The organism is Bradyrhizobium huanghuaihaiense (assembly GCF_007830635.1).
GTDB lineage: Bacteria > Pseudomonadota > Alphaproteobacteria > Rhizobiales > Xanthobacteraceae > Bradyrhizobium > Bradyrhizobium huanghuaihaiense.
Genome location: NZ_VLLA01000005.1, coordinates 366,423 through 392,767 on the forward strand (window position 1 = coordinate 366,423; position 26,345 = coordinate 392,767).

General features: G+C 60.8%; 16 protein-coding genes and 1 pseudogene. 1 reads left to right on the forward strand and 16 read right to left on the reverse strand.

All coding sequences use genetic code 11. The features are described from left to right. Nucleotides 1–42: 42 nt before the first annotated feature. From IQ16_RS14425 to IQ16_RS47505, 3 genes and pseudogenes are all read right to left on the reverse strand, one after another. Nucleotides 43–2,592: an ATP-binding protein gene (locus IQ16_RS14425; protein WP_244635682.1), complete on the reverse strand. Its 2,550-nt coding sequence runs from the start codon at nucleotides 2,590–2,592 to the stop codon at nucleotides 43–45. A 127-nt stretch (nucleotides 2,593–2,719) separates the two neighbouring features. Then, on the reverse strand, nucleotides 2,720–3,958 hold the full coding sequence (locus tag IQ16_RS14430) for an acyl-CoA dehydrogenase family protein (protein WP_158646933.1): 1,239 nt from the start codon (nucleotides 3,956–3,958) through the stop codon (nucleotides 2,720–2,722). Between the two features lie 935 nt (nucleotides 3,959–4,893). Next, nucleotides 4,894–5,013, reverse strand: a pseudogene (locus tag IQ16_RS47505) (ABC transporter substrate-binding protein); the annotation flags it as partial. Between the two features lie 424 nt (nucleotides 5,014–5,437). On the opposite strand from IQ16_RS47505, the gene IQ16_RS14440 reads away from it, so the two are divergent. Next, entirely contained in the window at nucleotides 5,438–11,314 is a 5,877-nt protein-coding gene (locus IQ16_RS14440; protein WP_145831535.1) for an AAA family ATPase, read from the forward strand. Nucleotides 11,315–12,110: 796 nt separating this feature from the next. Here IQ16_RS14440 and dhaK read toward each other — a convergent pair. The 13 genes from dhaK to IQ16_RS45135 form a co-directional block, all read right to left on the reverse strand. Further along, nucleotides 12,111–13,094, reverse strand: a complete 984-nt coding sequence (dhaK, locus tag IQ16_RS14445; RefSeq protein WP_018645447.1) for a dihydroxyacetone kinase subunit DhaK — start codon at nucleotides 13,092–13,094, stop codon at nucleotides 12,111–12,113. A 48-nt stretch (nucleotides 13,095–13,142) separates the two neighbouring features. Then, nucleotides 13,143–13,571 carry a hypothetical protein gene (locus tag IQ16_RS14450; RefSeq protein ID WP_018645446.1) on the reverse strand — a complete coding sequence of 143 codons (429 nt, stop codon included), beginning with the start codon at nucleotides 13,569–13,571 and terminating at the stop codon, nucleotides 13,143–13,145. Continuing rightward, complete coding sequence (gene ptsP, locus IQ16_RS14455; protein ID WP_145831536.1) at nucleotides 13,558–15,177, reverse strand: phosphoenolpyruvate--protein phosphotransferase; 1,620 nt, start codon at nucleotides 15,175–15,177, stop codon at nucleotides 13,558–13,560. The genes IQ16_RS14450 and ptsP overlap by 14 nt, the downstream gene beginning before the upstream one ends. Before the next feature lie 4 nt (nucleotides 15,178–15,181). Next, nucleotides 15,182–15,481 (reverse strand): HPr family phosphocarrier protein, encoded by a 300-nt coding sequence (locus tag IQ16_RS14460; protein WP_018645444.1) that lies wholly within the window; start codon nucleotides 15,479–15,481, stop codon nucleotides 15,182–15,184. 31 nt (nucleotides 15,482–15,512) lie between these two features. Next, entirely contained in the window at nucleotides 15,513–15,905 is a 393-nt protein-coding gene (gene dhaM / locus IQ16_RS14465) for a dihydroxyacetone kinase phosphoryl donor subunit DhaM (RefSeq protein ID WP_011086355.1), read from the reverse strand. After that, the gene (gene dhaL, locus IQ16_RS14470; protein ID WP_018645443.1) at nucleotides 15,902–16,525 is read right to left on the reverse strand and encodes a dihydroxyacetone kinase subunit DhaL; all 624 of its coding nucleotides are present in this window, start codon (nucleotides 16,523–16,525) and stop codon (nucleotides 15,902–15,904) included. The genes dhaM and dhaL overlap by 4 nt, the downstream gene beginning before the upstream one ends. Before the next feature lie 12 nt (nucleotides 16,526–16,537). After that, nucleotides 16,538–17,563, reverse strand: a complete 1,026-nt coding sequence (locus IQ16_RS14475; protein WP_018645442.1) for an ABC transporter ATP-binding protein — start codon at nucleotides 17,561–17,563, stop codon at nucleotides 16,538–16,540. Then, nucleotides 17,556–18,653: an ABC transporter ATP-binding protein gene (locus IQ16_RS14480; RefSeq protein ID WP_018645441.1), complete on the reverse strand. Its 1,098-nt coding sequence runs from the start codon at nucleotides 18,651–18,653 to the stop codon at nucleotides 17,556–17,558. Before IQ16_RS14480 ends, IQ16_RS14475 begins: the two co-directional genes overlap by 8 nt. 10 nt (nucleotides 18,654–18,663) lie before the next feature. Next, entirely contained in the window at nucleotides 18,664–18,864 is a 201-nt protein-coding gene (locus tag IQ16_RS14485; protein WP_051123037.1) for a hypothetical protein, read from the reverse strand. Further along, on the reverse strand, nucleotides 18,861–19,838 hold the full coding sequence (locus IQ16_RS14490) for a carbohydrate ABC transporter permease (RefSeq protein ID WP_018645439.1): 978 nt from the start codon (nucleotides 19,836–19,838) through the stop codon (nucleotides 18,861–18,863). The genes IQ16_RS14485 and IQ16_RS14490 overlap by 4 nt, the downstream gene beginning before the upstream one ends. Further along, on the reverse strand, nucleotides 19,835–20,758 hold the full coding sequence (locus IQ16_RS14495) for a carbohydrate ABC transporter permease (protein WP_244635685.1): 924 nt from the start codon (nucleotides 20,756–20,758) through the stop codon (nucleotides 19,835–19,837). Before IQ16_RS14495 ends, IQ16_RS14490 begins: the two co-directional genes overlap by 4 nt. Nucleotides 20,759–20,962: 204 nt before the next feature. Further along, nucleotides 20,963–22,282 carry an ABC transporter substrate-binding protein gene (locus IQ16_RS14500; RefSeq protein ID WP_051123036.1) on the reverse strand — a complete coding sequence of 440 codons (1,320 nt, stop codon included), beginning with the start codon at nucleotides 22,280–22,282 and terminating at the stop codon, nucleotides 20,963–20,965. Nucleotides 22,283–23,044: 762 nt separating this feature from the next. Then, nucleotides 23,045–26,345, reverse strand: a 3,301-nt coding sequence (locus IQ16_RS45135; RefSeq protein ID WP_208751637.1) for a beta strand repeat-containing protein, incomplete at its 5' end; no start/stop codon positions are given.

Here is a 26,345-nt window from a genome sequence, read left to right on the forward strand (position 1 = left end):
ATCAAGGTCGAACGAAAATGCAGCAAGTACAGTTGCCCAGCTTTATCGGTCGGCTGACGAGGACCCTGCACAGCGCAGGACTTCCTGGAGGCTTCGCGCCAGATCTACAGAGCGAAAAGGTTTGCGTATGATCGGAAACTCATCCACGGCATCATGTCGTTGCAACACATCCCTCGCGTAACCCGACGTGAGCAGTATCTTGATGCCTCTCCGCAGTCGCCTCGCTTCGCGAGCAAGCTCAACTCCGCTCATACCTTTTTGCATCACGATATCGCTGAACAAGAGTTCAAATTCCTGGTCGCTCTGAAGGATCCGAAGCGCCTCCGCGCCGCTCCGGGCACAAGAAACCTGATAGCCATGTACGGTCAGCATTTCCGACGTGACTTCCAGAATATCGTCGTTGTCATCAACCAACAGGATTCGCTCCGAGCCGCTTGTTATAGGCTGAGCCTGTCGGGTTTCTTCCTCAGGTTCAAGTTTCTGCGTGGCCTTAGGCAGATACAGAGCAATCGTGGTTCCCGCTCCAGGTGCACTTTCAATGGTAATGTGTCCTCCGGACTGTCGGACAAAGCCATAGACCATGCTGAGGCCAAGCCCGGTCCCCTTGCCGACCTCCTTGGTCGTGAAGAAGGGCTCAAACGCCCGATCCAGCACTTCAGGAGACATCCCGCCCCCGGTGTCTGTGACGGACAGCCTGACGTAGGCCCCCGCCAAACACCCCGCAATGGCGCCCTCTTCCGCTACGATGTTCCGCGTTTCGATCTGGAGCACACCGCCATCTGGCATGGCATCACGTGCGTTCAGCACCAGGTTGAGGAGAGCGGTTTCCAGCAGCGACGGATCAACCTGGCACAGCCATAACTGATCATCGGTCCGCAGCTTGACCTCGCATGCCGCCCCGACGGCCTGCCGAACGAGCCCCTGAAACGCGGAAATGAGCTGGTTGGCGTTGACCACCTTTGGGTTCAATGTTTGCCGCCGTGAAAACGCCAGAAGCTGCGCTGTCAGTTCTGTCCCCCGGTCAATGGCACGCCGTGCGGCTGCGGCGAACTTACGAACCTTGCCGACATCCGTGGCCGCGTCGACGAGTTCGAGATTCCCGGAGACCACCGTGAGCAGGTTGTTGAAGTCGTGCGCAACTCCGCCAGTGAGCTGGCCTACGGACTCCATCTTGTGGCTCTGGTGCAACTGCTCCTCGGCCAGGCGGCGCGCCTCCAGGGCATGCTTGTGTTCGGTGATATCGCGGAGAAAAATTGCGACACCCTGGCTGGAAGGAAACGCATTGATTGCGTACCAGATTTTCCGGAGCGGGCAGTACACTTCGGCGAACGCCGGATGATCCTCTGACACTTTCTCCCGAATTTGGTGCAAGATTTCCCTGTCACGGTCGCCTCGAAACGCCTCGAACAGAGTCATGCCGATGATATCGCGGCCCTCGGCGACCTGGGCCCAGGCCGGCCCGTTGATATAGCTGACGCGCCAGTCCCGATCGATGATGACTACGCTGTCGTTTGTGCTTTCAAAGATCGTAGTGATCCGGGCAGCCGCCTCCTCGGCTATCTCCTTTGCCTTGGACAATTCCTGCTCACGGTGCTCCAACGCGTCCGCCATGGTGTTGAATGCGTCGGCCACCCGCGCGATTTCTGCATTTCCGCTGATGTCTACGCGGCGCGCAAATTCACCGAGCCGCCATTGGTTCGCGGCATCGACCAGCTGCCCAAGCGGGCGATGGATGAACTGCCGGGCGCCCAACGACACCAGTGCCAACACCAGCGCGGTGCTCAAGAGGATCAGGAATGTGTCGCGCAGCGTTTCACGTTGGATCTCGGCGAAAGCCTGCGCCTTGTCGAGGCCGAAGCTGACGACAAGCCCGCCGGAGTCGTCCTGAAGGGCGGAGTAGCCTTCGATCCGCTCGACGCCATCGACATCGACGATATCGACCGCGCCGCGGTCGTCCACCGTCAAATGTTTGTCACCGGGCATCTTTGTACCGACAAACCGGTCGTTGTCGGGATAGCGGGCAAGATAGGTTCCGTTGCGGTCCGTGACGGCGAGCGCGACTCCTTTCGAAGCTCCCTTTTGAGCGATGTGGTCGGCGAGCCACTCCAGGCCCAGACTCGCAGCGACAACGCCGCCCATACTCCCATTGTCGTCGTAGAACGGCAGTGCACACAGGATGACCTTCCGGCCTGACGCCAGACCTATCGAGAATTCTCCGACCGCGAACGCACCGGTCGCGAGCGCTCTCGCGAAGTAGGCGCGCTTGGAAACGTCAATCTGCTTTTGATCGCCGGTGTGGCAAAAACTCACGCCGTTCAAGTCGGTCGCGAAGAAGGTAATGAATGCGGGAAACCGCTCCTTCACCGCAGCGAGGTAAGTCGTGCATCCCAGGCTATCCCTCGACTTGATCTGTGGGAGTTCCGACAGCGCGATCAGGACCTGACGAATTCCCTGGACGATTTGTTGCTGGTCTGCCGCCGCGAGCTTGGCCAGGCTGAGCGCATGGTCCTGCACTTCGAGTTGGCGCGCGCACCGACGATCGAATTCGTTGTACGCCTGGAGCGCGATCGCCGGCAAAAGCGCGACAGCCACCAGCAGGAATAGCCTTGACAGGAGAGTCACTTGCGATCTGGCCCCATTTGCGATCAGCCGAAGGTCGACCGTCGCGGCCCCAATGCTTTCCGGGCACGCCGGCGTTAGGGGTCGCTGCTGTCATTTCTTACACCATTGCCCCCTTCTGCGGCTGGCCGCAGCGGAGCCGGCCGTAGAGTTCGAGGCTTGTTGAAGGCACCAGCAATCCGTGCAAAGCCGCGACCCGAAGATCGCACCAGATGTGCCCCATAGGATCGGCAGTTCCCGCAGCCGATCCGCCATAGGCCGATGCGAGCGTGTCCGCCGCCTCCATGATGAGGCGAACGGCAAATGCGATGTCGCGACGAATCCGGGCGCGATCGAGTGTTGACATATACTCACCCATAGACTCCGCATTGCGATCGAGGGCTTCGGCTGCGCGCTGCACCAGCACATCCGCCGCATCGATTTTTGCGGTAATTTCTCCGATCTGCAAATGCGTCACGGCGGATTCGATTCTCTTTTCGTTGAGGCCGTAAATCATGCGGCCGGGCAAGCGATCAAGGAAGATGTCAACGGCAGTTTGTGCAGCGCCCAGAGCCGGGAAGAACTGCGAAATCGTTAGCAAGGGATCAGCAGCGGCGCGATACAGCGGCGCTGTTTCCGACGCTTTTTGAGTCTCACCAGCGAGCAATGCAGAGGCCGAAGTCACAAGCTCTTCGGCCACAAAGACGTCTTTGACAATCACGCCGGAACTGCCAGTGCCGCTGAGACCCATTGCGTCCCAATCGTCCAAAATTTTGACGTCTTCGATTGGCACGAGAGCGAGGCCGTGGTCGATGATATTTCCAACGTCGTCTGCCAGGGGTATCGCAAGCACATCCCAGTTGGCATGATGGACGCCGGAATTGAAAGCCCATCGACCTTCCTCTATCACATAGCCTCCGGGCGCTTTGCGCACCGTGGCCTTTATGACGGACGCAGCGACGCACCCGCGGAAACCGCCGGGCGTGGCGGACAACCGGTCTTTGACGTCTTTCGGAAACAGCGCATAATGGATCCATGCAGCGTTGTTCATCACCGCCGCAACCCAGCCAACGGATAGATCTCCGCGTCCCAGCTCTGTGATCGCGGCCTTGCTGGCCTTAACGTTTGCTTGCAAGCCGCCGTAGTTGCGGGGCGTCGACAGCCCAAACAGTCCGTTCGCAAAGAGGCGATCGAAAAGATCGTGCGGGATTCTGCCGATCGTGCGGATTTCATTCGAGCGGCAACGAAGCTCCGGTACAAAATTGCGAGCACGAGCCACAACTGTTTCATCCACCCCCGCCGATGAATCGTAACTGGTATCGGCACGATCTCTGCCATTCGTCCTATGATACACCTTCACTTCTTGTTCTTGCGGAAGCTCAACTGCGTGTCGGTCTATCATTGCGCACCTGTTCTTTCGGGAAATAGCTGCTGTTGACGAGTCAGTGCGCCACGAACACTCCGTCGCGGCAGCCGCCTTGCTCGCCGATGTGCGCAGGTATGAGGCGACGAGCCGGTCACAGCATCGTTTCAGCTCGGACGAAGCGCGTTACAACTGTGACCAATTCCGATTTTTTGAAAGATTGGAGACCTTGATCGCTCGCCTACAAAATTCGGCAGCGATCGGATCGTCTCGTTGACGGAACTTCCAACAGATAAACGATCGTCGGCAAGTCAGGCTGGTTCGCCAAGCGAAAACTAGATCAGCTTCTCAGTCGCGGGACTGTCCTGTTGGATCGCGTCAAGCCCGACCCCCAGCATCCCTCGGACCGACTGATCAGACTTGCCGTGAATAGATTATTCTTGATCTCCCGGTGCACACGTCGTGCACACACCGCCCTCTAAACAATTGAAGGACTTGAACTCTCATTCCAATCCATCATGGGAGCGACAGAAAAGCGATAATCCTGCGATTCCAACGATTTACCCCTAACCTCTCAATGGGATGAAGCACGAACGTGTGCACTCCAAACTAGACGAAATTGCACACGTTTCTACCCGTTTTGACCGCTCAGTATACATGCGCGAACTCGCGCGCAGCCATCGGCGGACGTCTATGGCGATACAGACACCCAACGTCGTCCGCCGGCAGCTTGGATGCCTTTGGTCGAAGCGCGAGGGCAGGCGTCAGACGAGGCGCCAACGGTCCCTTGCCGAAGCGAGGCAACCGCCATATTCCCCGCAAAAGACGCGCACCGAAAGTGACAGCATTCGTCGCCATGTGGATGGAGGAGCACAAGTGGAAGGAAGCAGAGCCGCCCCGTTGACGCCGGATGCGATCGACTGATTGCCAGGCTACTTCATCAACCTGAAGCGCCCTGCTTCCACCTTGATCAGAAACGCCGAGCGCCCGTCGTGGTCGTTGTGATCGGTTGCGCTCGTCGTGGACAGGCCGTTGTTCGGATACACCTCCTTGCGAGGTTGGCCGTCCGAGATGGACCTTAAGTCCCTTACGCAGATGGACACCGTGAGATCCATCTGGCGATCTCAACTGACTAGAGCCTATTTTCGGTCTGGCAGCATTGCGCAGTCAAACCGAAGCGAGTTCGGCACGACGTTGCATTGAAGATGCAACAAGCGATGTGCTGTCAGCGGCTGACGTGCCACAGCGCGATCCAGCCCTCTTTCCGATAGCGCCGAGCGGGCATAAACCAATGATTGCGAGAAAACGTCTGCAGACGATCCGCGCCGCTTGTTCGCGGCGCTTTGGCAGCTCCAGCTTAGGCTGGGCACACCTGCCCGTTTGTGGCAGATTCAGAGCTTAGGAAAGCACCTCCTCACCCAGCATCGGGTCACTTGGAGGCTTCCGGTTGAACCCATCATTTTCGGTTCGACGCGCATGGACAACAGATTCCAAGTGCTATGGGAGGACGATGCCCGCATCTTTTGCCGGGCTTTGTGTCCGGATTCCGATACCACCTGCAGAGCTGTATTGGCGGTACTTCCCAAGGCGAAGCACGCTTCGTCGGGCATCCTCGATCGGCTCGCTCACGAGTTCGAACTGAAGGACCAGCTGGATGGCGCGTGGGCAATGCGGCCGCTCGGGCTGGAGTACGACGGTGGTCACCCTGTTCTGCTGCTTGAATATCCTGGCGGCCAGCCACTCGAGCAGTTGCTTGGTGCGCCCATGGACATCGAACCCTTTTTGCGACTAGCAATCGAGATCGCGAGAGTCTTGAACAAGGTGCATCAGCGCGGCCTCGTTCACAAGGACGTTAAACCGGCGCATATACTGGTAAACTGCGACGACGGACGGATCCGGTTCACCGGTTTCGGTATCGCTTCGCGCCTGGTCCGGGAGCGACGCACGCCCGGGCCGCCCGAGTTCATCGTGGGCACGCTCCCTTACATGGCCCCCGAACAGACCGGGTGGATGAACCGCTCGATCGATTTCCGTAGCGACCTCTACTCGCTTGGTGTGACGCTCTATCAAATGCTGACTGCCTCGCTACCGTTCACCGCGGCACATTCGATGGAGTGGGTACATTGCCATATCGCGCGAAAGCCCGTACCGCCCAGCGAGCGCCTGAGCACTGTACCGACTGCAATCTCGGCCGTAGTACTCAAGCTGCTCGCCAAGTCCGCGGAGGAACGTTATCAGAGCGCGCCGGGCCTTGAGCATGATCTATGCCGCTGCCTGCATGAATGGGAAACCGAACGTCGGATCCAAGACTTTGCACTCGGGCAATACGACACGCCCGACCGGCTGCTGATCCCCGAAAAGCTCTATGGAAGAGACCGCGAGATTGAAATCCTGCTGGGCGCGTTCGACCGCATGCTCAAGAGCGGCGTGCCGGAATTGGTGCTGGTTTCCGGCTATTCCGGCGTCGGCAAGTCCTCAGTGGTCAATGAGCTCCATCGTCGGCTTGTTCCGTCGCACGGACTGTTCGCATGGGGCAAGTTCGATCAATACAAACGCGACATTCCGTATTCGATGCTGGTCGAGGCATTTCGGAGCCTCGCGAGGTCTCTTCTAAGCAAGAATGACGTCGAGCTCGCGAACTGGCGCCAAGCCTTTCAAAATGCACTGGGCGCAAATGGCCAGCTTGTTGCCAACCTGATTCCTGAATTGCGGCTGATCATGGGAGAGCAGCCTCCCGTCCCTGATCTCCCGCCACCGCAGGCACAAAACCGCTTTCATCACGTACTGCGGCGCTTCATAGGGGTATTCGCACGTTCCGAGCATCCGTTGGTACTTTTCCTCGACGATCTTCAATGGGTCGACGCCGCCACGTTGGATCTCATTGAGGATCTGTTGACCCGGACCGATCTGCAATACTTGATGCTGATCGGGTCCTTTCGAGACAACGAGGTTACCGCCGCCCATCCGTTACGGCGTCGGCTTGAAGCCATAGAGAACGCTGGTGCAAACCTACGACAGATCATCCTCGCGCCGCTTGCCGGCGAACACATTTCGCACCTGATTTCTGATGCTCTAGGCTGCGATTTGCTGCATGCGGCGCCGCTCGCGCATTTGATCCACGATAAAACGGCCGGCAATCCATTCTTCGTGAATCAGTTCCTCCACGTACTCGCCGAAGAAGGCCTCGTCCGCTTTGATCATGACGCGAGGTGCTGGTGCTGGGATCTGGATCGCATTCACGCAAAGGGGCACACCGACAACGTCGTGGATTTGATGATCGCAAAGCTGGCACAGCTGCCGGCTGACACACAGAATACGCTGCGGGAGTTGGCCTGTCTCGGAAATTTCGCCGAAACCACGACACTCTCGGTCGTCCTCGGGCTCTCCGAGCAGCAGGTTCATGCGGCGCTCTGGGAGGCGGTCCGCCAGGAATTGATCGAGCAACAGGCTGATGCCTACAGGTTTGTCCACGACCGCGTACAAGAAGCTTGCTATTCGCTGATCCCGGAGCATCAACGCGCGGCGCTCCATCTGCGAATCGGACGGCAATTGCTGGCGCAGACATTCGGGGAGAAGCGCGAGAAGGCGATCTTCGCTCTCGTCAATCAGCTCAACCGCGGCGCGGCCTTGATCACCTCGCGAGATGAACGCGTGCAGCTTGCGGAGCTCAATCTGACAGCCAGCCTGCGCGCGCGGGCGTCGGCGGCCTACGCGGCATCGCTCAACTACGCCGTAACTGGTGCGGCATTGTTACCGTACGACTGTTGGGAGCGCTTCCAGCGGCTTGCCTTTTTACTCGAGCTGCATCGCGCCGAATGCGAGTTCGTGACCGGCGCTGTCGTTGAGGCGGAACAGCGCTTACAGGACCTGACGACGCGGATCTCGAGTGCAACTGACCTTGCAGTCGTCGCACGCCGGCGGGTGGATTTGTATACCGCGCTAAGCAAGCCGGACCGCGCGGTTGGCGCCGGTCTCAGCTGTCTGGAGCAATTCGGGATTCGATGGCTGGCCCACCCAAGCGATGATCACGTCCGACAGGAATACGAGCGCGTCCGATCTCGCCTCGGAAACCGAGCCATCGAGCAGGTGTTGGATCTACCGCTGATGACCGATCCGCTCGCACTGGCCATGTTGGATCTTTTGACGGCCCTCATGCCGCCTGCATTCTTCACCGATACGAACCTTCGCTCGCTGGTAGTCATCAAAGCGGTGGATGTCAGCCTGGAGTGGGGGAACAACGATGCTTCCTGCGTTCCCTACGTCATGTTCGGCGCCATTGCCGGCGCGCGCTTCGACGACTATGAGGCGGGGCTTCGATTGAGCCGTATCGGCACTGAACTGGTCGAGCGGCGCGGATTTTCGCTCGTTCAAGCGAGGACCGACCTGAACTATGGCAACCTTGTCCTTTCATGGACAAAGCCCCTCCAGCACGCGCGAGACGCGTTTCGCCGCGCATTTGAGGCGGCGAGCAACAGTGGCGATGTCACGTTCGCTGCCTTCAGCTGCGCCAGCCTGAATACAAATTTCCTTGCGGCGGGCGACCCGCTTGCAGACGCACAACGCGAAGCCGAGCACGGATTGCGGTTGACCGAGAAGGCGAAATTTGCGCTGATCGGCGACATCATAAAGCCGCAACTTGGGCTCATCCGGATGCTGCGTGGCCTGACGCGGCGGTTCGGCGCTCTTCACGACAACCAGTCCGACGAGCTTCGGTTCGAGCGGCATTTGGCTGCTGATCCGGCGCTCGCACTGCCTGAGAGCTGGTACTGGATACGCAAGCTGCAAGCGTGCTTCTTTGCCGGCGACTATGTGTCAGCCGCGGCCGCCGCAGCCAAGGCTCGGAGCCTACCGTGGTCACCACCTCAGCTATTCGAAACGGCGGAATACGAGTTCTATGCAGCACTGTCCCGCGCCGCATGCTGGGATTTGGCTCCCCCTGAAGAACGGCAAGGGCACTTTGAAGCGCTGACGGCCCACCAGCAGCAGCTCGAATTGTGGGCGCAGAATTGCCCTGAGAGCTTCACGAATCGCGCTGTACTCGCCGGCGCAGAAATCGCCCGCCTCCAAGGCAGAGAACTCGACGCGGAGCATCTCTATGAACAAGCCATCCGCTCCGCCCGCGGCAACGGCTTCGTCCACCACGAAGGACTCGCTTACGAAATGGCCGCCCGCTTTTACGGCATGCGGGGCTTCGAAGAGTTTGCTCGCATCTATCTGCAAAAAGCGCGCGATTGCTATGTTCGTTGGGGGGCGGACGGCAAAGTGCGGCAACTTGAGGATATCCATCCGCACCTCAAGGAGGTGAGATCAGAGCCTGGCCCCATGAGCACCATCGGGGCGCCGGTCGAGCATCTCGACCTCACTACCGTGATCAAGGTGTCTGAAGCGGTATCAGGCGAGATAGTCTTGGAAAAGCTCATCGAGACGCTGATGCACACGGCCATTGAACAAGCAGGCGCTGAACGGGGTCTGTTGATCCTGTCGCACGAGAACAACGAGCCGCGCATCGAGGCGGAAGCCACGACAACCGGCGAGAGAGTGACCGTCGAACTGTGCGAAGCAGCGGTGACCGAGGCTCTGGTTCCGGAATCCGTTCTCTATTACGTAATGCGGACCAGAGAGTGCGCTGTTCTCGAGGATGCCGCCTGCCAACCTCCTTTTGCTACGGACCCCTACCTTGGTCAGCGCAAGCCTCGTTCCATTCTTTGCTTGCCTCTGATCCACCATGGCAAGCTTATCGGCGTGCTCTACCTCGAGAATACACTGACGCCCCACGTTTTCGCACCCGCTAGAGTTGCTGTTATAAAACTGCTCGCCTCACAAGCGGCAATCGCGCTGGAAAATGCGGCTCTGTATCGCGATGTCAGGGAACGCGAAGCGAAGATCCGCCGCCTTGTCGACGCCAACATCATTGGGATTATCATCTGGGAGCTTGAAGGCCCCATTCTGGAGGCCAACGACGCGTTTCTGCGCATCGTGGGGTACGACCGTGAGGATCTCGCCTCTGGTCGCCTGCTTTGGACTGCCCTGACACCGCCGGAATGGCTCGATCGGCACGAACGATGGTGGATCCCGGAACTCAAGAAGATGGGGAGCGTACAGCCGTTCGAGAAAGAGTATTTCCGTAAGGACGGAAGCCGCGTGCCGGTCTTGATTGGAATGGCTGCGTTCGACGAGCAACGGGACCAAGGTGTCTCCTTTGTCGTCGACCTGACGGAGCGTAAACGGTCCGAGGAGGCTCTGCGGGAGAGCGAAGAGCGTTTTCGTACTCTCGTACAGTTCTCTTTCGACGTGTACTGGGAATCAGATGCGGACCATCGCTTCATCCGCCAGGAGTTCGCCGAAACCGTTGCTGACGCTCCCGCGTCGGGCTCTGAACTTGGTAAAACGCGTTGGGAAGTGCCCTACTTGGAGCCCGACGAGGAGGCTTGGCGCATGCATCGGGAGACGCTCGATGCCCACCTGCCATTCCGTGACTTCGAGCTCGCGCGCCCTACGACAGACGGCCGCAAGCGCTACGTCTCCGTCTCCGGGATGCCGGTTTTCGACAAGTCCGGCCAGTTCATTGGCTATCGCGGCGTGGGACGTCACATCACCGAACAGAAGCGCGCCACGGAGGCCCTGCGCGAGATGCAGAGGGAGTTGGCGCATGCCAAACGCCTCGCCACCATGGGCGAACTCACGGCCTCGATCGCCCACGAAGTAAGCCAGCCGGTCGCCGCGGCATCCATGAATGCTGGTGCGGCCGCGCGGTTCCTTGATAGAGACCCGCCCGATCTCGAGAGGGTCAGGCAATCACTGGACTGGGTCATTAACGATACTGCGCTCGCCAGCGACATCATCCAGCGAATTCGCGATCTCATCAAGAAAGCACCGCCCCGGAAGGATAATTTGGATATCAACGAAGCCATCCGGGACGTGATTGAGCTTACCCGCGGCGAAGCGATGAAGAACGGCGTCTCGGTACAAGCGGAACTTGCAGACAGCTTACCGCTTGTGGAGGGCGATCGTGTCCAATTGCAGCAAGTGGTCCTTAATTTGATTGTCAATGCAGTCCAGGCAATGGGCACCGTGGCGGACGACGCCAGAAGGGTGCTTATCACCACCGGTGAGGTCGGCCCGGATCGTGTTCTTGTCGAGGTGCAGGACTCGGGACCGGGGTTGGCAGTGGAAAATCTCGAGCACGTCTTCACCCCCTTTTACACGACGAAGCCGAGCGGGCTCGGGGTAGGACTGTCCATCTGCCGTTCGATTATCGAAGCTCATGCCGGGCGCTTGTGGGTGACGCCAAACCTGCCCCGCGGAGCGACTTTTCACTTCACCGTGCCGGTCCGTCCCGCAGACGCTTCCTGATCATCCTCCTGCCCGTGCTTCTCCACGATAGGACGAGTCCGACTTCCCCAGGCGGCGAACACTCGCAGCAGGGCGGCGTCTGGAGAGTGAAGTCATGAATCCGGACGCAATCAGGGTCGAAAACGCAGGGCTGAGCGCGTATGCCGCGCCCACTCGATCTCTCGAAGCGGCCATTCTGCCGCGCCGCTGACTCGGCTTGTCGGAACGGTACACCAACAACCTTCGAATAGTGGTTGATCTCGCTATGGTGGGCGCACCGCGGCTCGAACCTGGGACCCGCTGATTAAGAGTCAGTTGGTCTATCAAGAGTCAGTTGGTCTCATCCCAAGACGTCGCGTCATTGACCGAATATATCGAAAGTAGCTGCGCGAGTACATGGAAACTGCGCTTATCCGATCAATCCGCTCGCTTCAAAGCGCCTGCTCACATTGGCCTGCGCAGGATTTTTCTTGATCTCCCGGTGCACACGTTATGCACACGCCGCCGCTTAACCGATTGAAAACTTGAACTCTCGGTCCAATCCATCATGGGGGCGACAGAAAATCGATGAGACAGCATGGAAACCATATAGACGTTCAAGTCCTCGCCGGGAGTAGCGGATTTCGCGGCAGCAGCGGGCCGGACCCAGGGGGCGCGAGGCAATCCAGCTGCGTCGCAAGGACGGAGCAAGCGGCAGCATCGCGATCCTCCAACACACCTTTCAAGGACACACCTCGGTATTCTCGCGGCGGATTTCGCCCGAGCCTTGCATCTTCCCTTTGCCCTCTAGGCCAACAGGGCACAGGGACGACCGCAATCACCATTTCAATGCCGCCGTACGCACAGGATGGTCCCAGAGCGCCGTCGTTTCGGTATCGAGCAGGCTGACGGTGAGCGAGCACCCGGCCATGTCCAGCGAGGTGACGAAGCTGCCGACGAGCGAGCGAGCGATGCGCAAGCCGCGCTTCTCGAGCATCCGGCGCGCCGCGTTGTACATCAGATAGAGCTCGATCGTTGGCGTTCCGCCAAATCCGTTGACGAGCAGGAGGGCCTCGGCCCCGTCGCGCGCGTCGAGATCCTGCGCGATGGCCGTCGTCATCTCGTCCGCGATCACATCGGCTCGCTCCAGCTTGACGCGGCGACGACCCGGCTCGCCGTGAATGCCGACCCCCATCTCCATCTCGTCCTCACCAAGCGCAAAGGTCGGCGTGCCAGCGGCTGGGACCGTGCAGCTCGTCAGCGCCACCCCCATCGAGCGCGTGCGCGCATTGACACGCTCGCCGAGCGCAACGCAGCCCTCGAGGTCAGCACCCTTTTCGGCGGCCGCGCCGACAATCTTCTCGACGATCAATGTGCCCGCCACGCCGCGACGCCCGATACTGTGGGTCGAGCTCTCGACCGCGACGTCATCATCCGTCACGATCGTGGCCATACGGCCCTCAGCAATCTCGGCCGCCATCTCGAAGTTCATGCGATCTCCCGCATAGTTCTTGACGATGAACAGCACACCGGCGTCCCCCGCAACCGCCTGAGCAGCCTCGACGATCTGGTCCGGCGTCGGCGAGGTAAAAACCTGTCCCGGGCAGGCGGCGTCGAGCATGCCATAGCCGACGAAACCGGCATGCAGCGGCTCATGCCCGCTGCCACCGCCCGACACGAGCGCGACCTTCCGGGGGCTTAGCTCGCGGCGTCGCACGAATTTCCGCTCCGGTCCGAGCGCGACGAGATCGGCATGCGCAGTCGCAAACCCGTCAAGGCTTTCCGCGAGCACGCCGTCGACCGAATTGATGAACTTCTTCATTGTCTCCTCCCCGCTTCCTGCCCTTTTTCCTTCCCTTGGCCTCGCGCCTTATTTTTCCCGCATGATAGCAATCAGGCGCCGCGCGAATTCCTGGAGCAGCGCATCGAGCTCGGCGTTCCGCTTGGCGCTACCGAGATCCGGCAAATGCAGAGTCAACGTCCGCTCGTGCGATCCTTCGGTCAGCCGGCCGACCCGGCGCGGATGTGCGCGCGCATAAGCGCGAAGAAAAGCGGCCTTCGCCTGCGGAGGGAAGTGGCAGACATCGAAGATCGTATTGAGATGCTGCACAGGAATCGGCACCGGATAAGCGGGATTGCTGATCTGGCTGACGAAGCTGCGATTCTTGCCCATGGCATGCGCAAGACGAAGCCGCATGCCGGACGGCCGGCTCTCAAGCACCTCCTTGAAGATGCGCTTGTAAATCGCCACAGCACCGGCTTCCGCCGGTTCATCGATCGCCGTGTCAGCCAAGGCCACCTCCGCCGCTCAGCCGGTCGATGGTCTGCTTGATCTGCGCAAGCGCCGACGCATTCACCGAAAGCTCGCGTAAGCCGCAGTTCAGCAATGCGGGGAGACAGCGCGGATCGCCAGCCATGTCGCCACACAGGCTGACGCTGATCCCGGCGCGCCGCCCATGCTCCGCGGTCCGCGCGATCAGTTCGAGCACGGCCGGATGCAGCGGATCCATCAAGGGGGCGAGCTCTCCATTGGAACGATCGCAGGCAAGGACATATTGCGCGAGATCGTTCGAGCCGATCGAGAAGAAGCCGGCCTTGAAGCTCGCGATCGCCAGGGCTGCCGCCGGGACTTCGACCATGATTCCCAGCTCGGGAAGCATCGCGGCAATGCCCTCCGCCCGCAAGCGCTGCACGACGTCGGAAAACAGCTTCCGTCCGGCCTCGAGCTCGTCCGCCGATGTGACCATCGGAAACATGACCTTGAGATTTCCATGCACCGCGGCGCGCGCCAGTGCGCGGAGTTGGACGGCAAATATCTCGGGGCGGGCCAGGCAAAGCCGCAAGCCGCGAACCCCGAGGAACGGATTGGCTTCGCCGTCCCGCGTGAAGCCGGCGATGGGCTTGTCGCCGCCTGCGTCAAAGGTACGAATAGTGACCGGGCGCCGGTCGGCCCAACGCAACACCGCATCGTAGGCCCGCAACTGCGTTTCCTCGTCGGGCAGGCCGCCCTGCTCCGTCAGCAGAAACTCGGTGCGCATGAGGCCGATGCCATCGGCATATTGCGCGTCGGCGTGCTCGAGATCGTCGACGCGCTGGATATTGATGAGCAGCTTGATCCGCTCGCCGCGCCATGATGCCGTCGGCCGTCGCAGAATCGCGCGCGCAGACGCCCTGCTCTTGCGATGGCTTTCGTGCCGCTTTTCGAACAGGCGGACCTGCTCGGCGCTGGGATCGAGTTCGAGCGTCGCGCCTTCACCATCGAGCAGCGCGGTCGCTCCGACGTCTGGAATGGCGCCGAGTTGCACGACCATGGGAATACCCCGCGCGCGCGCCAGCATCGCGACGTGGCTCGTGGGACTGCCACGCAAGAGCGCCAGACCACCGCCACCGGACCAGTCGATCTCAAGGAATCGCGAGGGCGGCAGATCGTCGGCGCAGACGACGGCACCGCTCGGAATTTCCAGCGCCTGCCCCCCATCGCCCCGCAAGATGTTGATCACGCGGTCGCGCAGGTCCGCAAGGTCCGAAGAGCGCGCCTTCAAATACTCGTCCGCCGCTGAATTGTAATCCGCGATCTGCGTGTCGAGCGCCGAACGCCATGCGACGTCAGCCGCATTCCCCTCGCCGATCGACGCGAAAATGGCCTCGATGAAATCCTCGTCCTCCAGGAGCGCGACCTGGAATTCGAGAATTTGCGCCGCCTCGCCGCCGGCTATCCCGGCCAAATCCGCGATCTGCCCGCTTGCCGTGTCGATCGCAGCACGAAGGGCAAGCGCTTCTTCAGCGAGGTTACCCGCGACACGCTCGCCGTTGGTATCGGCGTCGACCCGGACGAACGGACCGTGGGCAAAGCCGATCGAGGCGGTCCTGCCGCGGTAGGCCAACCCTGTCGCGCCAACCTGCATGCTGCTAAGTCCCGTCCGGAAAATCGCTTGCAATCAGATCGACCAGCGCGGCGACGGCGACCTCTGCGTCACTGCCTGACGCCCTGATCTCGATCGTGCTGCCGCGGGCCGCGCGCATCGCCATGATCTTGACGACGCTCTTGGCGTTGATCCACTCGGCCGCGCCTGCGACCCGCACGGAAATCTGCGCCTGGAACTTCTTGGCGAGCTTAGTCAGCTTGACCGCCGGGCGCGCGTGCATGCCCACTGCGTGCACCAGCCGCACATTGCCGGTGAAAATCTGTCCGTCCGCTTTGTCCAGCATACCTATATTCCATCTTCGCTTCGCCGACGTCTCAGTCGGCAGAGAGTTCCTCGGCCACGGCCTTCACCTGGGCCAATGAGCTGCCGCCTGCCGCCTCGGTCGCCGCCATCACGGCCCCCTCGACGATCGGTGCGTTGCATACGACAACGAGATCGCGCCGCGCAGGCTCCAGCATCTCGACCGCCATTTCGCTGTTGGTTTCGGCCCCGCCGAGGTCGACGAGGATCGCGACACCCTTGGCGGACCAAGCATCATTGATGGCGTCGATGATAAGGGAGACGCTGGTGCCCAATCCACCATCGGGATTGCCGCCGCAGAACGCCACCTTGACCTCGCTACCGACCATCTGCCTCACCATGTCGGCGGTGCCCTTGGCGATGTCCTTCGAATGCGAGACGATCACGATACCCACAGTGTCGGTCATTGCTGTCCCTCCAGGCTCGCGCAGACCGCCTGCACGAGAACGCAACTCGAACGTGCCCCGGGATCAACATGCCCGACGCTGCGCGGTCCCAGGAACGACGCCCGCCCCTTGGTGGCTTGCATCGGCGCAGTCCGCTCGACAGCTTCGGCTGCAGTTGTCCGGACCCGCGCGATCAGGTCAGGTTGGCCGGCGGCCGTCTTCAGCGTCTCCAGGACGGGAACGAGAACGTCGAGCATCGTCTTCTCGCCGGCCTGCGAGCGGCCCCGTGCGCTCACCGCGTTCACGCCGCTGCCGAAGACGTCAGCGAGATCGTCCGGCAAGTGCCTGTCGTGCGAGAGCGCTTCGCCGGCGGCGAGAAAGAAACTGCCGTAAAGCGGCCCCGACGCGCCGCCGACCGTCATCACCAGGGTCTTGCCGATCGTCTTCAGCGCCTCGTCGAGCGGTTGCGTGGATATGGCGTCGAGCTTGCCGAGCACGGCTTCGAACCCGCGCTTCATGTTTATTCCGTGATCGCCGTCGCCAATCGCCTGATCCAGGCTTGTAAGCTCCGGCGCGCTGGCGATGACCTGCTCTGCGGCCACCTTGACCAACGACTTGAACGTTTCGGGTTGCAGCGACATCGAACGAATCCTCTAGTGAATTATCGCTGGGACGCGCTGCCCCGCGCGATCGAAACAGAGTGGATGCACCAGGTGCAGTTCGACCTCCTGGCCGGACTGAAGCGGCTGGCGCGGATCGGCAAGCGTCACCAGCATCTCGCCCTTATAATCCAGGTGAACGTGATTCTGCTCACCGAGGTGCTCCACGCGGTGCACCCGGCCGACCATCCGTCCGCCATTGCGCGCGGCGATTTGCAGATGCTCGGTTCGGATGCCGACCGTCTCCGTTCCCGGCGGCACCGGCACGTCGGACAACAGATGGGCCGGAAGGAAGTTGATCTGGGGCGTGCCGAGGCGCGAGGCGACATAGCTGCTCGACGGGCTTTCGTAGATCTCCCGCGGCGTGCCGCACTGAAGAAGCTGGCCGTCCCTGATCACGCCGATCCGGGAGGCCATTGTCATGGCCTCGACCTGATCGTGGGTCACGTAGAGAATAGTCGCGCCAAGCTCGAGCTGGATCCGCTTGAGCTCAAGACGAAGCTCCGCTCGGAGCTTCGCATCCAGCGACGACAGCGGCTCGTCCATCAGGTAGATCGAGGGATCGCGAACCAGCGCGCGGCCGATGGCCACCCGCTGCATTTCGCCGCCGGACAGGCGGGTTGCACGGTTGTTCAGCTTGCTTGCGATATGCAAAAGCTCCGCCGTCTGCTCGACGCGCTTGCGGATAATTGGCTCCGGCACGCGCCGCGCGGGGGAGCGCAACGGAAACGCCAGATTGTCGTAAACCGTGAGGTGCGGATACAGCGAATATTGCTGGAAGACAAAGGCAATATCGCGTGATCCCGGCGGATCGTGCGTCACATCGCGGCCGTCGATCATCACCGAGCCGGCGTCGGGGGCCTCGAGCCCGGTGATCAGCCGCAACGTCGTGGTTTTGCCGGCTCCGCTCGGCCCGAGCAGGACCAGGAATTCTCCATCATTCACTGCCAGCGAGAGTTCGCGCACGGCCTCGACCGCTTCGAAGCGCTTGCTGATGTTGCGCAGAACTATGTCAGCCATGACGCGCACTCCCCAAACTGGCGGTTCGAACAGCGAGGCCGCTGGCGACATCGAACAGCGCCAGCCTCTCGGAGTGGAATTCAAGACCCACCGTCTCGCCGATCCGCACCGACGCGCTGGAGGGCAGCCGCGCCGCGACGCGTCCATGTGCCGTGTCGACGGTGACGATCTGCGTGGTGCCGAGATATTCGGCGCCGAACACCTCGCCGCGGACGGGTGCCGCGTCGGCAAAGCGAATGTGCTCAGGACGTATCCCGAGCGCCAGCGGTGCGCTCGCACGATCCTCGCGGATCTCCGGCACTTCGACGCTGACGCTATGGAAGGCGACAGCCCGATCCCCCGACCGCAGGCCGCTTTCAAACCGCAGGAAATTCATCGGTGGCGAGCCGATGAAATCGGCTACGAACATGCTGGCGGGCCGGTCATAGACCTCTTGCGGCGAGCCGATCTGCTCGACGCGTCCCTTATTCATGACGGCGATCTGATCCGCCATCGACATCGCCTCGAGCTGGTCGTGCGTCACATAGACGGTGGTCGCACCTATGCGGTCGTGCAGGTCGCGAAGCTCGCCGCACATCAGGTGCCGAAATTCGGCATCAAGCGCCCCGAGCGGCTCATCCATCAGGAAGGCCTTCGGCCGTCTCACCATAGCGCGGCCAAGCGCGACACGCTGCCGGTCGCCGCCCGACAGTTTCGACGTCTTGCTCGACAGGAGATGCTCGATCCGCAGCAGCCGCGCGGTTTCCTGCACCCGCTCGCGAATCTCTCTCCGCCCCATGCCCTGGCACTTCAGGGGAAAGCCGATATTGCCCGCGACATTCATGTGCGGATAGAGCGCAAAGAGCTGGAACACGAAGGCGATATCGCGGGCAGCGGCGCGGCGGAAGGTCACGTCCTCGCCGTCGAGCAGGATCTTGCCCTCGGTCGGCAGTTCGAGGCCCGCGATCATGCGCAGCGTGGTGGTCTTGCCGCAGCCGGAGGGCCCGAGCATCGCGAAAAAGGTACCGTCATCGATGGTGAAGTTCGAACCTTCAACGGCTGTGAACTGATCGAACGACTTGCGCAGGTTTTCGACGCGGATTTGTGCCATGGCTGCCGCCCTATTCCGGAAAATGGCTGACAATGACATAGCCAACCGTGCCGGCAAGGATCGTCACGAAGGAATAGCTGTACAGGTCGATCGACCAGGGCTGCACCAGCATGACGATGCCGCCCCCGATCAGGGTCATCGCGCCGACCTCCCAAGGCCCACGAAGGAACCAGCGAGACATTCCGCTTTTGCCAACCGCAGATCCGTTCATTTGCGCACAGCTCCGAAGGTGATGCCACGCAGCAGGTGCTTGCGCAACAACACGGTGAACAGGACGATCGGGACGACGAACAGCGTGGTCGCAGCGGCGACGGCCGGCCAGTCCTGTCCGCCTTCGCCGATGATGAAGGGGATGAAGGGCGGCATGGTCTGGGCTTCACCACTGGTAAGGAGAACCGCAAAGGCATACTCGTTCCAGGAGAAGATCAGGCAGAAGATCGCGGTTGCCGCGATTCCCGTGACGGCCTGCGGCAACACGACCTTGCGCAACGCCTGCAGCCGCGTGTAGCCGTCGACAAGCGCGGCCTCCTCGTATTCGCGCGGGATCTCGTCGATGAACCCCTTGAGCAGCCAGACGGCGAGCGAGACGTTCACGGCCGTATAGAGTAGGATCATGCCAAGCCTGGTGTCGGTCAAGTTGAGCTGCCGGTACATCAGATAGATCGGGATCGCGACCGCGACCGGCGGCATCATCCGCGTCGACAGGATGAAGAACAGGAGATCGTCGGCAAGCGGGATGCGAAATCGCGAGAACGCATAGGCCGCGAGCGTGCCAAGGAAGACGGCGAGGAACGTCGAGCCGAAACCGATGATGAGCGAATTGACGAAACGCGGCACGACCTTGGAGGGGCCGGCGATCACCATGTCCCGCTGCCGCACGAGCTTGTCGTACCAGGTCTCCGGCGGCGGCAGTTTTGCGATGAAGTCCGGCGTCTGCCGCGTGCGCACCGTGAACAGGTTCACATAGCCTTCGAGGGTCGGCTCGAACAGCACCTTGGGCGGATAGGCAATCGCATCGCTCTGCGACTTGAACGCCGTGGCGACGATCCAGAGCAGCGGCAGGATCGTGATCACGGCATAGAGGATAACGAGACCACCGGCGACCGCCTTTGAACGCGGCGAAGCCTCGACGATGGAGTGAGCGGTGGACTTGGCCAGGACAGATTTGGCGACGGCAGCGGTCATCGTTGCTTCACCTTGTTGAGCGCTTTGACATAGATGTTGGCTGCACCGAACACGGTCACGAACAGGATGATGGCGAGCGCGGAGGAATAGCCGGTGCGCCATTTCTCGAACGCCGCACGCTTCAGCGTGATCGACACGAGCTCCGTGGTCGAGCCCGGTCCTCCCGACGTCAGGAGGTTGACCATGTCGAACATCTTGAAGTTCTCGATCGCACGAAACAGCACCGCGAGCATCAGGAACGGCACGGTCATCGGCAGTGTGATCGACCAGAATTGCCGCCAGGCCGAGGCGCGATCGACTTCGGCCGCCTCGTAGATGTAGTCGGGAATGGAGCGGAGCCCGGCGAGGCAGATCAGCATGACGTAGGGCGCCCACATCCAGGTGTCGACGAGCACGATGGTCCAGGGTGCGAGCGAGACCTGGCCGGTCATGCTGAACGAGCTCGGCGGCACACCGGTGAACATACTGATGAGGTAGTTGAACGGCCCGATTTGCGGCTGCAGGAGCAGCGTCCAGAAGTTGCCGACGACCGCAGGCGACAGCATCATCGGCATCAGGATGATCGTGGTCCAGAAACTGTGACCGCGAAACTGGCGGTTGATCAACAGCGCCAAGCCATACCCGATGACCACCTGTAGCGCCACCGACCAGATCACGAATTGCGCCGTGGTCTGGAGCCGGAACCAGACGTCCTCGTCGGTAAGGATGTCGCGGAAATTATCGAGCCCGACGAACCGCAACGGCAGATAGGACATGCTGAGGTTGAGGCTGGTGAAGGACAGCCGGATCATCCACACCAGCGGAAAGATGTTGATTGCCAGCAACAGCGCGATCGTCGGCGCAACGAACAGCCAGGCGATGGTCCGGTCCGAAAGGCCGCGGACGGGCCGCGTGGCGCGAGATCTGGCGGGCTCGCTCATACCTGCAATCGTAGCATCATCAGGTTGAAGGATCGTCGTCATCTGGTCCATCGGCTGGCTGGTTCGGCTTCCCCGGGATACACCCCGGGGAAACCGGTTCAGTTGACACGAGCGCCGGGTCCAAAGCGCTATGAACGCGCTTTAGCTTTATTGTTTGAGCATGATCTTTTCGGAAAACCGCGGCACACTTTTCCGGATCACGCTCTATTGCGACGCGACCTGCTTGCCCTGCTCCTTGAAGACCTTGGTCCAATCCTTGACCAGGAGATCGAGCGTCTGCTGCGCCGTGCCCTTGTCGGCAACGACGTAGTCATGCACCCGCTTCTGCATGTCGAGCAGCAGTTGCGCGTAGGACGGCTCGGCCCAGAAGTCCTTGACGATACCCATCGACTCCAGGAATTGCGGTGCGAACGCCGCGCTCTTCGGGAAGTCGGGCGCATCGACGACCGCCTTCAGCGCCGAATAGCCGCCGAGCTGCCACCACTTCTGCTGCACGGCGGGCTGCGCGAACCACTTGATGTAGGCGAGCGCATCGTTCTTGCGGTCGGAAGTCGCGACGACCGAGATGCCCTGACCGCCGAGCTGGGTGAAGTGTCCGTTCGGACCGGCCGGATTGACGAAGAAGCCGATCTTGTCGCCGCCGACATTCGGATCCTTGTAGAGGCCGGGGAAGAAGGCGAACCAGTTCATCTGCATCGCCACCTGGCCGGATTTGAAGGCATCAAGTCCTTCCTGCATGTAGGCGTTGGTCATGCCCGGCGCGGTGCAGCACTTGTAGAGTTCCTTATAGAACTCGAGCCCCTTGGCCGCCTCGGGTGAGTTGACGACGCCCTGCATCTGGTACGGCTTCTTGGGATTGTCGTAAGCGAAGCCGTAATTGTAGAGCACGTTCGTCACGCCCATGGTGATGCCCTCCGAGCCGCGCTCGGTGAAGATGTAGGCGCCATAGACCTTCTTGCCGTCGATCTCGCGGCCCTGGAAGAACTCCGCGATCTGCTTCAGCTCGTCATAGGTTTTCGGCGGCGCCAGGTCTCGGCCGTACTTTGCCTTGAAAGCGGACTGAATCTCGGGCCGCGAGAACCAATCCTTGCGGTAGGTCCAGCCTACCGCATCGGCCATAGCCGGCAGCGCCCAATAGTTCGGCGAGTTCTTCGGCCACTGCGAGTAGCCGACGACCGTCGCCGGGACGAAGTCGTCCATCGATATCTTCTCCTTGTCGAAGAAATCGTTGAGCTTGACGTACCACTTGTTCTCGGCGGCGCCGCCGATCCACTGGCTATCGCCGATGATCAGGTCGCAGAGCTTGCCGTGGGAGTTGAGCTCGTTGAGGAAGCGATCGGCATAGCTCGTCCACGGGACGAACTCGTATTTCATCTCAATGCCGGATTGCTTGGTAAAGTCCTTGCCGAGCTCGACCAGCGCATTGGCCGGATCCCATGCCGCCCAGCACAGCGTAAGCTGCTTGCCCTGAGCTGCGGCTTCGCCTCCGCCAAATATCCCCAGCAGCGCCGTCCCGAGGACCATGGTTGCCGTCGAGCTCCTTAGCCAATTGAATGTCCGCATATCTGTTTCCTCTCTCGTTGAAGCATCTAACCCGCTCGGCGCTCCCTGCCGGAACGACGCCAAGATCCTGAAACCGAGTTTGAGGAGCGATGAGTGGAGAACGAGACGGACCATTTCCGGAAACGGGTCCGGAAGGGCTTGGGCTCCTCCCACACATCGGCTCGATGCGTGATGTTTAGTTTTTTGTAACACTAAACGTATTACTAAATTTTGGAAGCCGTCAAGCCGGTTTGTCGCTAGCTAAGCGAAAAGATTTGCGACGTTCGCGCGCGCAAGCGGGATGTTCGCAGCGCAGCAAAATTGCCGAATTTTCCGGAAGATTCGATCGCCGATCTGCCGCCGCGAGCAATCCAGCCCGCCTGGATAACCGGCGAGCCAGAAGCTGGCCAACGCCAAGCATGTTTAGCAAATGGCTTTACTGAACGTTCAACGAAGCTCGGATCCCAGCCGCTCGACAGCCACGCACACCACGTTTCTTGATCGCAACCGTATCGAAGCCCATATCGCTGGCTTGGCGCTACCCAACAAACGACAGGCCCATTCGTGCCGCGGGTCTTGCTCCTTCTTTGCAAGGACGCAAAGCCACCGAGCGCTGGAGGCTCGCACTCTATCGCAACGAGCAACCTCGAGCGGGATGACGCCGGACGAGGAACAGCAACCGGGAAAACGAGATGCAAATCTATGCCGCTATTCGTAGAAATGACGGCATCTCGCCGGCAGTTTTTACGACGACACGTGTGGATCGAGATACTTGATCAGAGTTCCGCCGGCACCATCCGCTCCAACTTCGAAAGCGCCCGCTGAGTACTGTCCCAGAAGCGCGATATGAGCTGTGTGCGTACCATCGCTTATGCTGAGCATTCCCCCGTCGCCCGCCGCATTTGCTGCATAACTGGCCGTCGTTGCCGCACCTGACAGAATATCGGCCAGGTCGAGTTGATCGTCGGCGTTCAGACCGGCGATGGCCCCCGTGAAATTGATGGAATGGTCGAGCTTCAGGGTTCCGATGGCATCAAAGTCAAACGTTACGTCGGCTGATGCCATGCCGCCCAGTTCGAGTGTTGCGGTGCCACTAATCTGCGCCGCGCCTCCGCTGACATCGTGGTTGGCAATGATATTGCCGCCATTGGCCCAGAGCAGACCGAAGTTGGAGACCGCGCTGTCGATCACCAAACCGCCGGAGCCCGTCGCCTCCAAGGTACCCGAATTGATGACCGCGTTCGCTCCGGTATCGATCTCCAGCGAGTTGGTCCCGGTCGCGACGATGGTGCTTTGGTTGACCAGCGTCATGGTGCCCGCGCCGAGCTGGCCGGCGCCGGAAATCGTATTGTCGACGTTGGTCAGCGTCACGTCGGAAACCGCACCGCTGATGACATTTCCGATGTTGTCGGACAACAGCACTTGACCGCCGCCCTCAAGCGATATGCCGTGTTCGATGAGCCGCAGGTCGGTCTCATTGCCGGTCGAACTCAGCGAGATTGTTCCTGTATTATGGATGATGCCGGACAACGGCAGGATTGCGCCATCACTGATGGTCATCGTGACGGCGTTGTCGACCACAGGTGTCTGATCGAATACGAAGTCGTCGGCCGAGAGCGAGCCGGCGTCGATGCCGTCCAATGTGATCGTTTGACCGTCGCCCAGGGTAATCACGGCATTTCCGGCCGCATCATTCGCCGCGTGCGCCTGGATGTCGGCGAACGCCGTGAACCCGGCGTAGCCGATCAGGTCAATCTTGTCGTGCATCAGATCGAAACTGTAGACGATATCGTGTCCGATCGGCTGCGAGAACACGAGCAGATCGTTGCCGCTCGAGGCGGTGAGATTATCATCGCCGGAGATGGCAAAGATCGGATTGCCCGGCGCGTAGGCTTCGACGTTGTCGACGATGGCTGCATTTCCGAAGCTGCCGTCGGCATTGGTCCAGGTTTCTGAGACATTGAGCACCAGCGCGCCCGTGTAGGCGCTCGGCATCGTAACGGTGAGCGAACCGACGTCATTCGTCACAACGGTCCAAGTGCCGTCACCATTCGAGGTACCTTCGCTCAGGGTCCAGCCGGAGGGAACTCCTGCGATGCTGACACTGATGTCCCCATGGATGCCGCCCGGATCAAGCAATCCAAGATTAATCGGCTGCCCAGCAACTCCCGCTGGCGCCACTTTCTCGTTGGTGGAAGTAGTCTGCCCAAGCGCGCCCATGTTGCCGGAAACGTCGGTATAGGTGGCGGTGACAATCAGCCTTCCATTATCTTTGCCGCTCGGACTGCTTCCTGAATAGTCGAGCTGGAGGGCCCAATGAATGTTGTCCAAAGTCGTTAGAGAAATGACCTTCACTGGAGTGGAGGTTGCGCTCAACGTGACAGGCGGACCTGAACCGCCGGTTTGCCACTGGAGATCACTGGCGTCAAAATTGCCTACGGCTTCAGAGAATGTGATCGCGACATCGGTAAACCCGCTGGCATCGGGGTTTGGATTCTGAAACACGATCGAACTGACCGACGGCGCAGTGGTATCGATCGTCGCGGCATAGCTGGCAGACAGACCGCTGACGTTTCCGGCCACGTCCGTCTGTCTCGCCGTAAACTGATAAGTTGTGCCGTTCACCAGCACGTTGCTGTCGACCTTGCTCCAGTTTCCGAGACCGTCTGCTGTCGTCGTGCCGATCGACACACCGTTCTGGAACACTGTCACGGTGCTGTTTGCTTCCGCCGTGCCATTGATGGTGAGCGACGTATCGCTGGTGATGTGGTCTCCCACCGTTCCAGTGTCGGTGGTGAATCCGGTGATAACGGGAAGGCCGACCGCTGTATCGATCGTCACCGCCTGGGTATCGGTGTTGCCGACATTGCCGGCGGTATCCACCACCCGCACCTGGTAAGTGAAGCTGGTGCTATGGGTGGTCGGATCGACGTAGCTCCAGGTCGTGCCGGTGTTCTGGGTCACATCCGCCCAGTTCGCGCCGCCGTTACTGCTGATCTGGATCTTCTCGCCCGAACCGAGGGCCGAGTTGGTGCCCGACGCCGTCAAGGTGGTGTCATTGGTGATGAAGTCGGTCGACGAAGTGCCGCTGTCGGTCGCAATCGCCGTCAAGTCAACCGTAGCAGTCGGATTCTGGGTGTCGATGGTAACGGTATCCGTTCCGGCGCTGCCGAGATTGCCGGCGGGGTCGGCGTAGCTCCCCGCCGTCACCGACACCGATCCGGCCGCAGAAACGCCGTCCGTTGCCGTGAAGGTGGCGTGATAGTGCGTGGCGTCGTCCAGCGTCAGGCCGCTGATCGTGCCGTTAGTCGCCGTGATGTCGGCGGGCGTGAAGCTGGCGCCCGGCGCCTCGCTGAAGGTGAAGGTCACGTTCGAGCTCGGCGTGCCATCGCTCAGCGATGTAGCCACGATATCGACCGCAACGGTCGGATTGACCCGATCGATAGTGACCGTATCCGTCCCCGCGCTGCCGAGATTGCCGGCGGCATCGGTATAGCTCCCCGCAGTCACCGACACCGATCCGGCCGCAGAAACGCCGTCCGTTGCCGTGAAGGTGGCGTGATAGTGCGTGGCGTCGTCCAGCGTCAGGCCGCTGATCGTGCCGTTGGTCGCCGTGATGTCGGCGGGCGTGAAGCTGGCGCCCGGCGCCTCGCTGAAGGTGAAGGTCACGTTCGAGCTCGGCGTGCCATCGCTCAGCGATGTGGCGACGATATCGACCGCAACGGTCGGCGGGGTCGTATCGATGACTTGCGCAGTGGCCGACCCGGTGCCGACCACCAGATGCTCGAAGTTTCCACCTTCGGTCCCCGCGATCGTCGCGGTCAAACTCGACGAGTTGGGGGTGCTGACGACCAGTGTGCCCGTGGTCTGGCCGTCGGCGATCGTGACGTCACCCCGGTCGGTATGCACCGTGGTGACGCCATGGGAGGCGTTCGACAGCGTCGCCGTGAACGTGATGGTTGGATCATGGTCGGTCACGTTCGATGTGGAGAGGTTGACCGTCGCATCGGTGGTGGTGTCGTTGACATGGGCCGTCGCCAAGCCG

Excerpts from the sequence above, each read along its gene's own strand:
- dhaM (WP_011086355.1), bottom strand. The coding sequence starts at position 15,905 with ATGACCGACACTGTGGGTATCGTGATCGTCTCGCATTCGAAGGACATC.
- dhaL (WP_018645443.1), bottom strand. The coding sequence starts at position 16,525 with ATGTCGCTGCAACCCGAAACGTTCAAGTCGTTGGTCAAGGTGGCCGCA.
- IQ16_RS14490 (WP_018645439.1), bottom strand. The coding sequence starts at position 19,838 with ATGACCGCTGCCGTCGCCAAATCTGTCCTGGCCAAGTCCACCGCTCAC.
- IQ16_RS14480 (WP_018645441.1), bottom strand. The coding sequence starts at position 18,653 with ATGGCACAAATCCGCGTCGAAAACCTGCGCAAGTCGTTCGATCAGTTC.
- IQ16_RS14500 (WP_051123036.1), bottom strand. The coding sequence starts at position 22,282 with ATGGTCCTCGGGACGGCGCTGCTGGGGATATTTGGCGGAGGCGAAGCC.
- IQ16_RS14475 (WP_018645442.1), bottom strand. The coding sequence starts at position 17,563 with ATGGCTGACATAGTTCTGCGCAACATCAGCAAGCGCTTCGAAGCGGTC.
- IQ16_RS14440 (WP_145831535.1), top strand. The coding sequence starts at position 5,438 with ATGGACAACAGATTCCAAGTGCTATGGGAGGACGATGCCCGCATCTTT.
- ptsP (WP_145831536.1), bottom strand. The coding sequence starts at position 15,177 with ATGCAGGTTGGCGCGACAGGGTTGGCCTACCGCGGCAGGACCGCCTCG.
- IQ16_RS14485 (WP_051123037.1), bottom strand. The coding sequence starts at position 18,864 with ATGAACGGATCTGCGGTTGGCAAAAGCGGAATGTCTCGCTGGTTCCTT.
- IQ16_RS14460 (WP_018645444.1), bottom strand. The coding sequence starts at position 15,481 with ATGCTGGACAAAGCGGACGGACAGATTTTCACCGGCAATGTGCGGCTG.
- dhaK (WP_018645447.1), bottom strand. The coding sequence starts at position 13,094 with ATGAAGAAGTTCATCAATTCGGTCGACGGCGTGCTCGCGGAAAGCCTT.
- IQ16_RS14495 (WP_244635685.1), bottom strand. The coding sequence starts at position 20,758 with ATGAGCGAGCCCGCCAGATCTCGCGCCACGCGGCCCGTCCGCGGCCTT.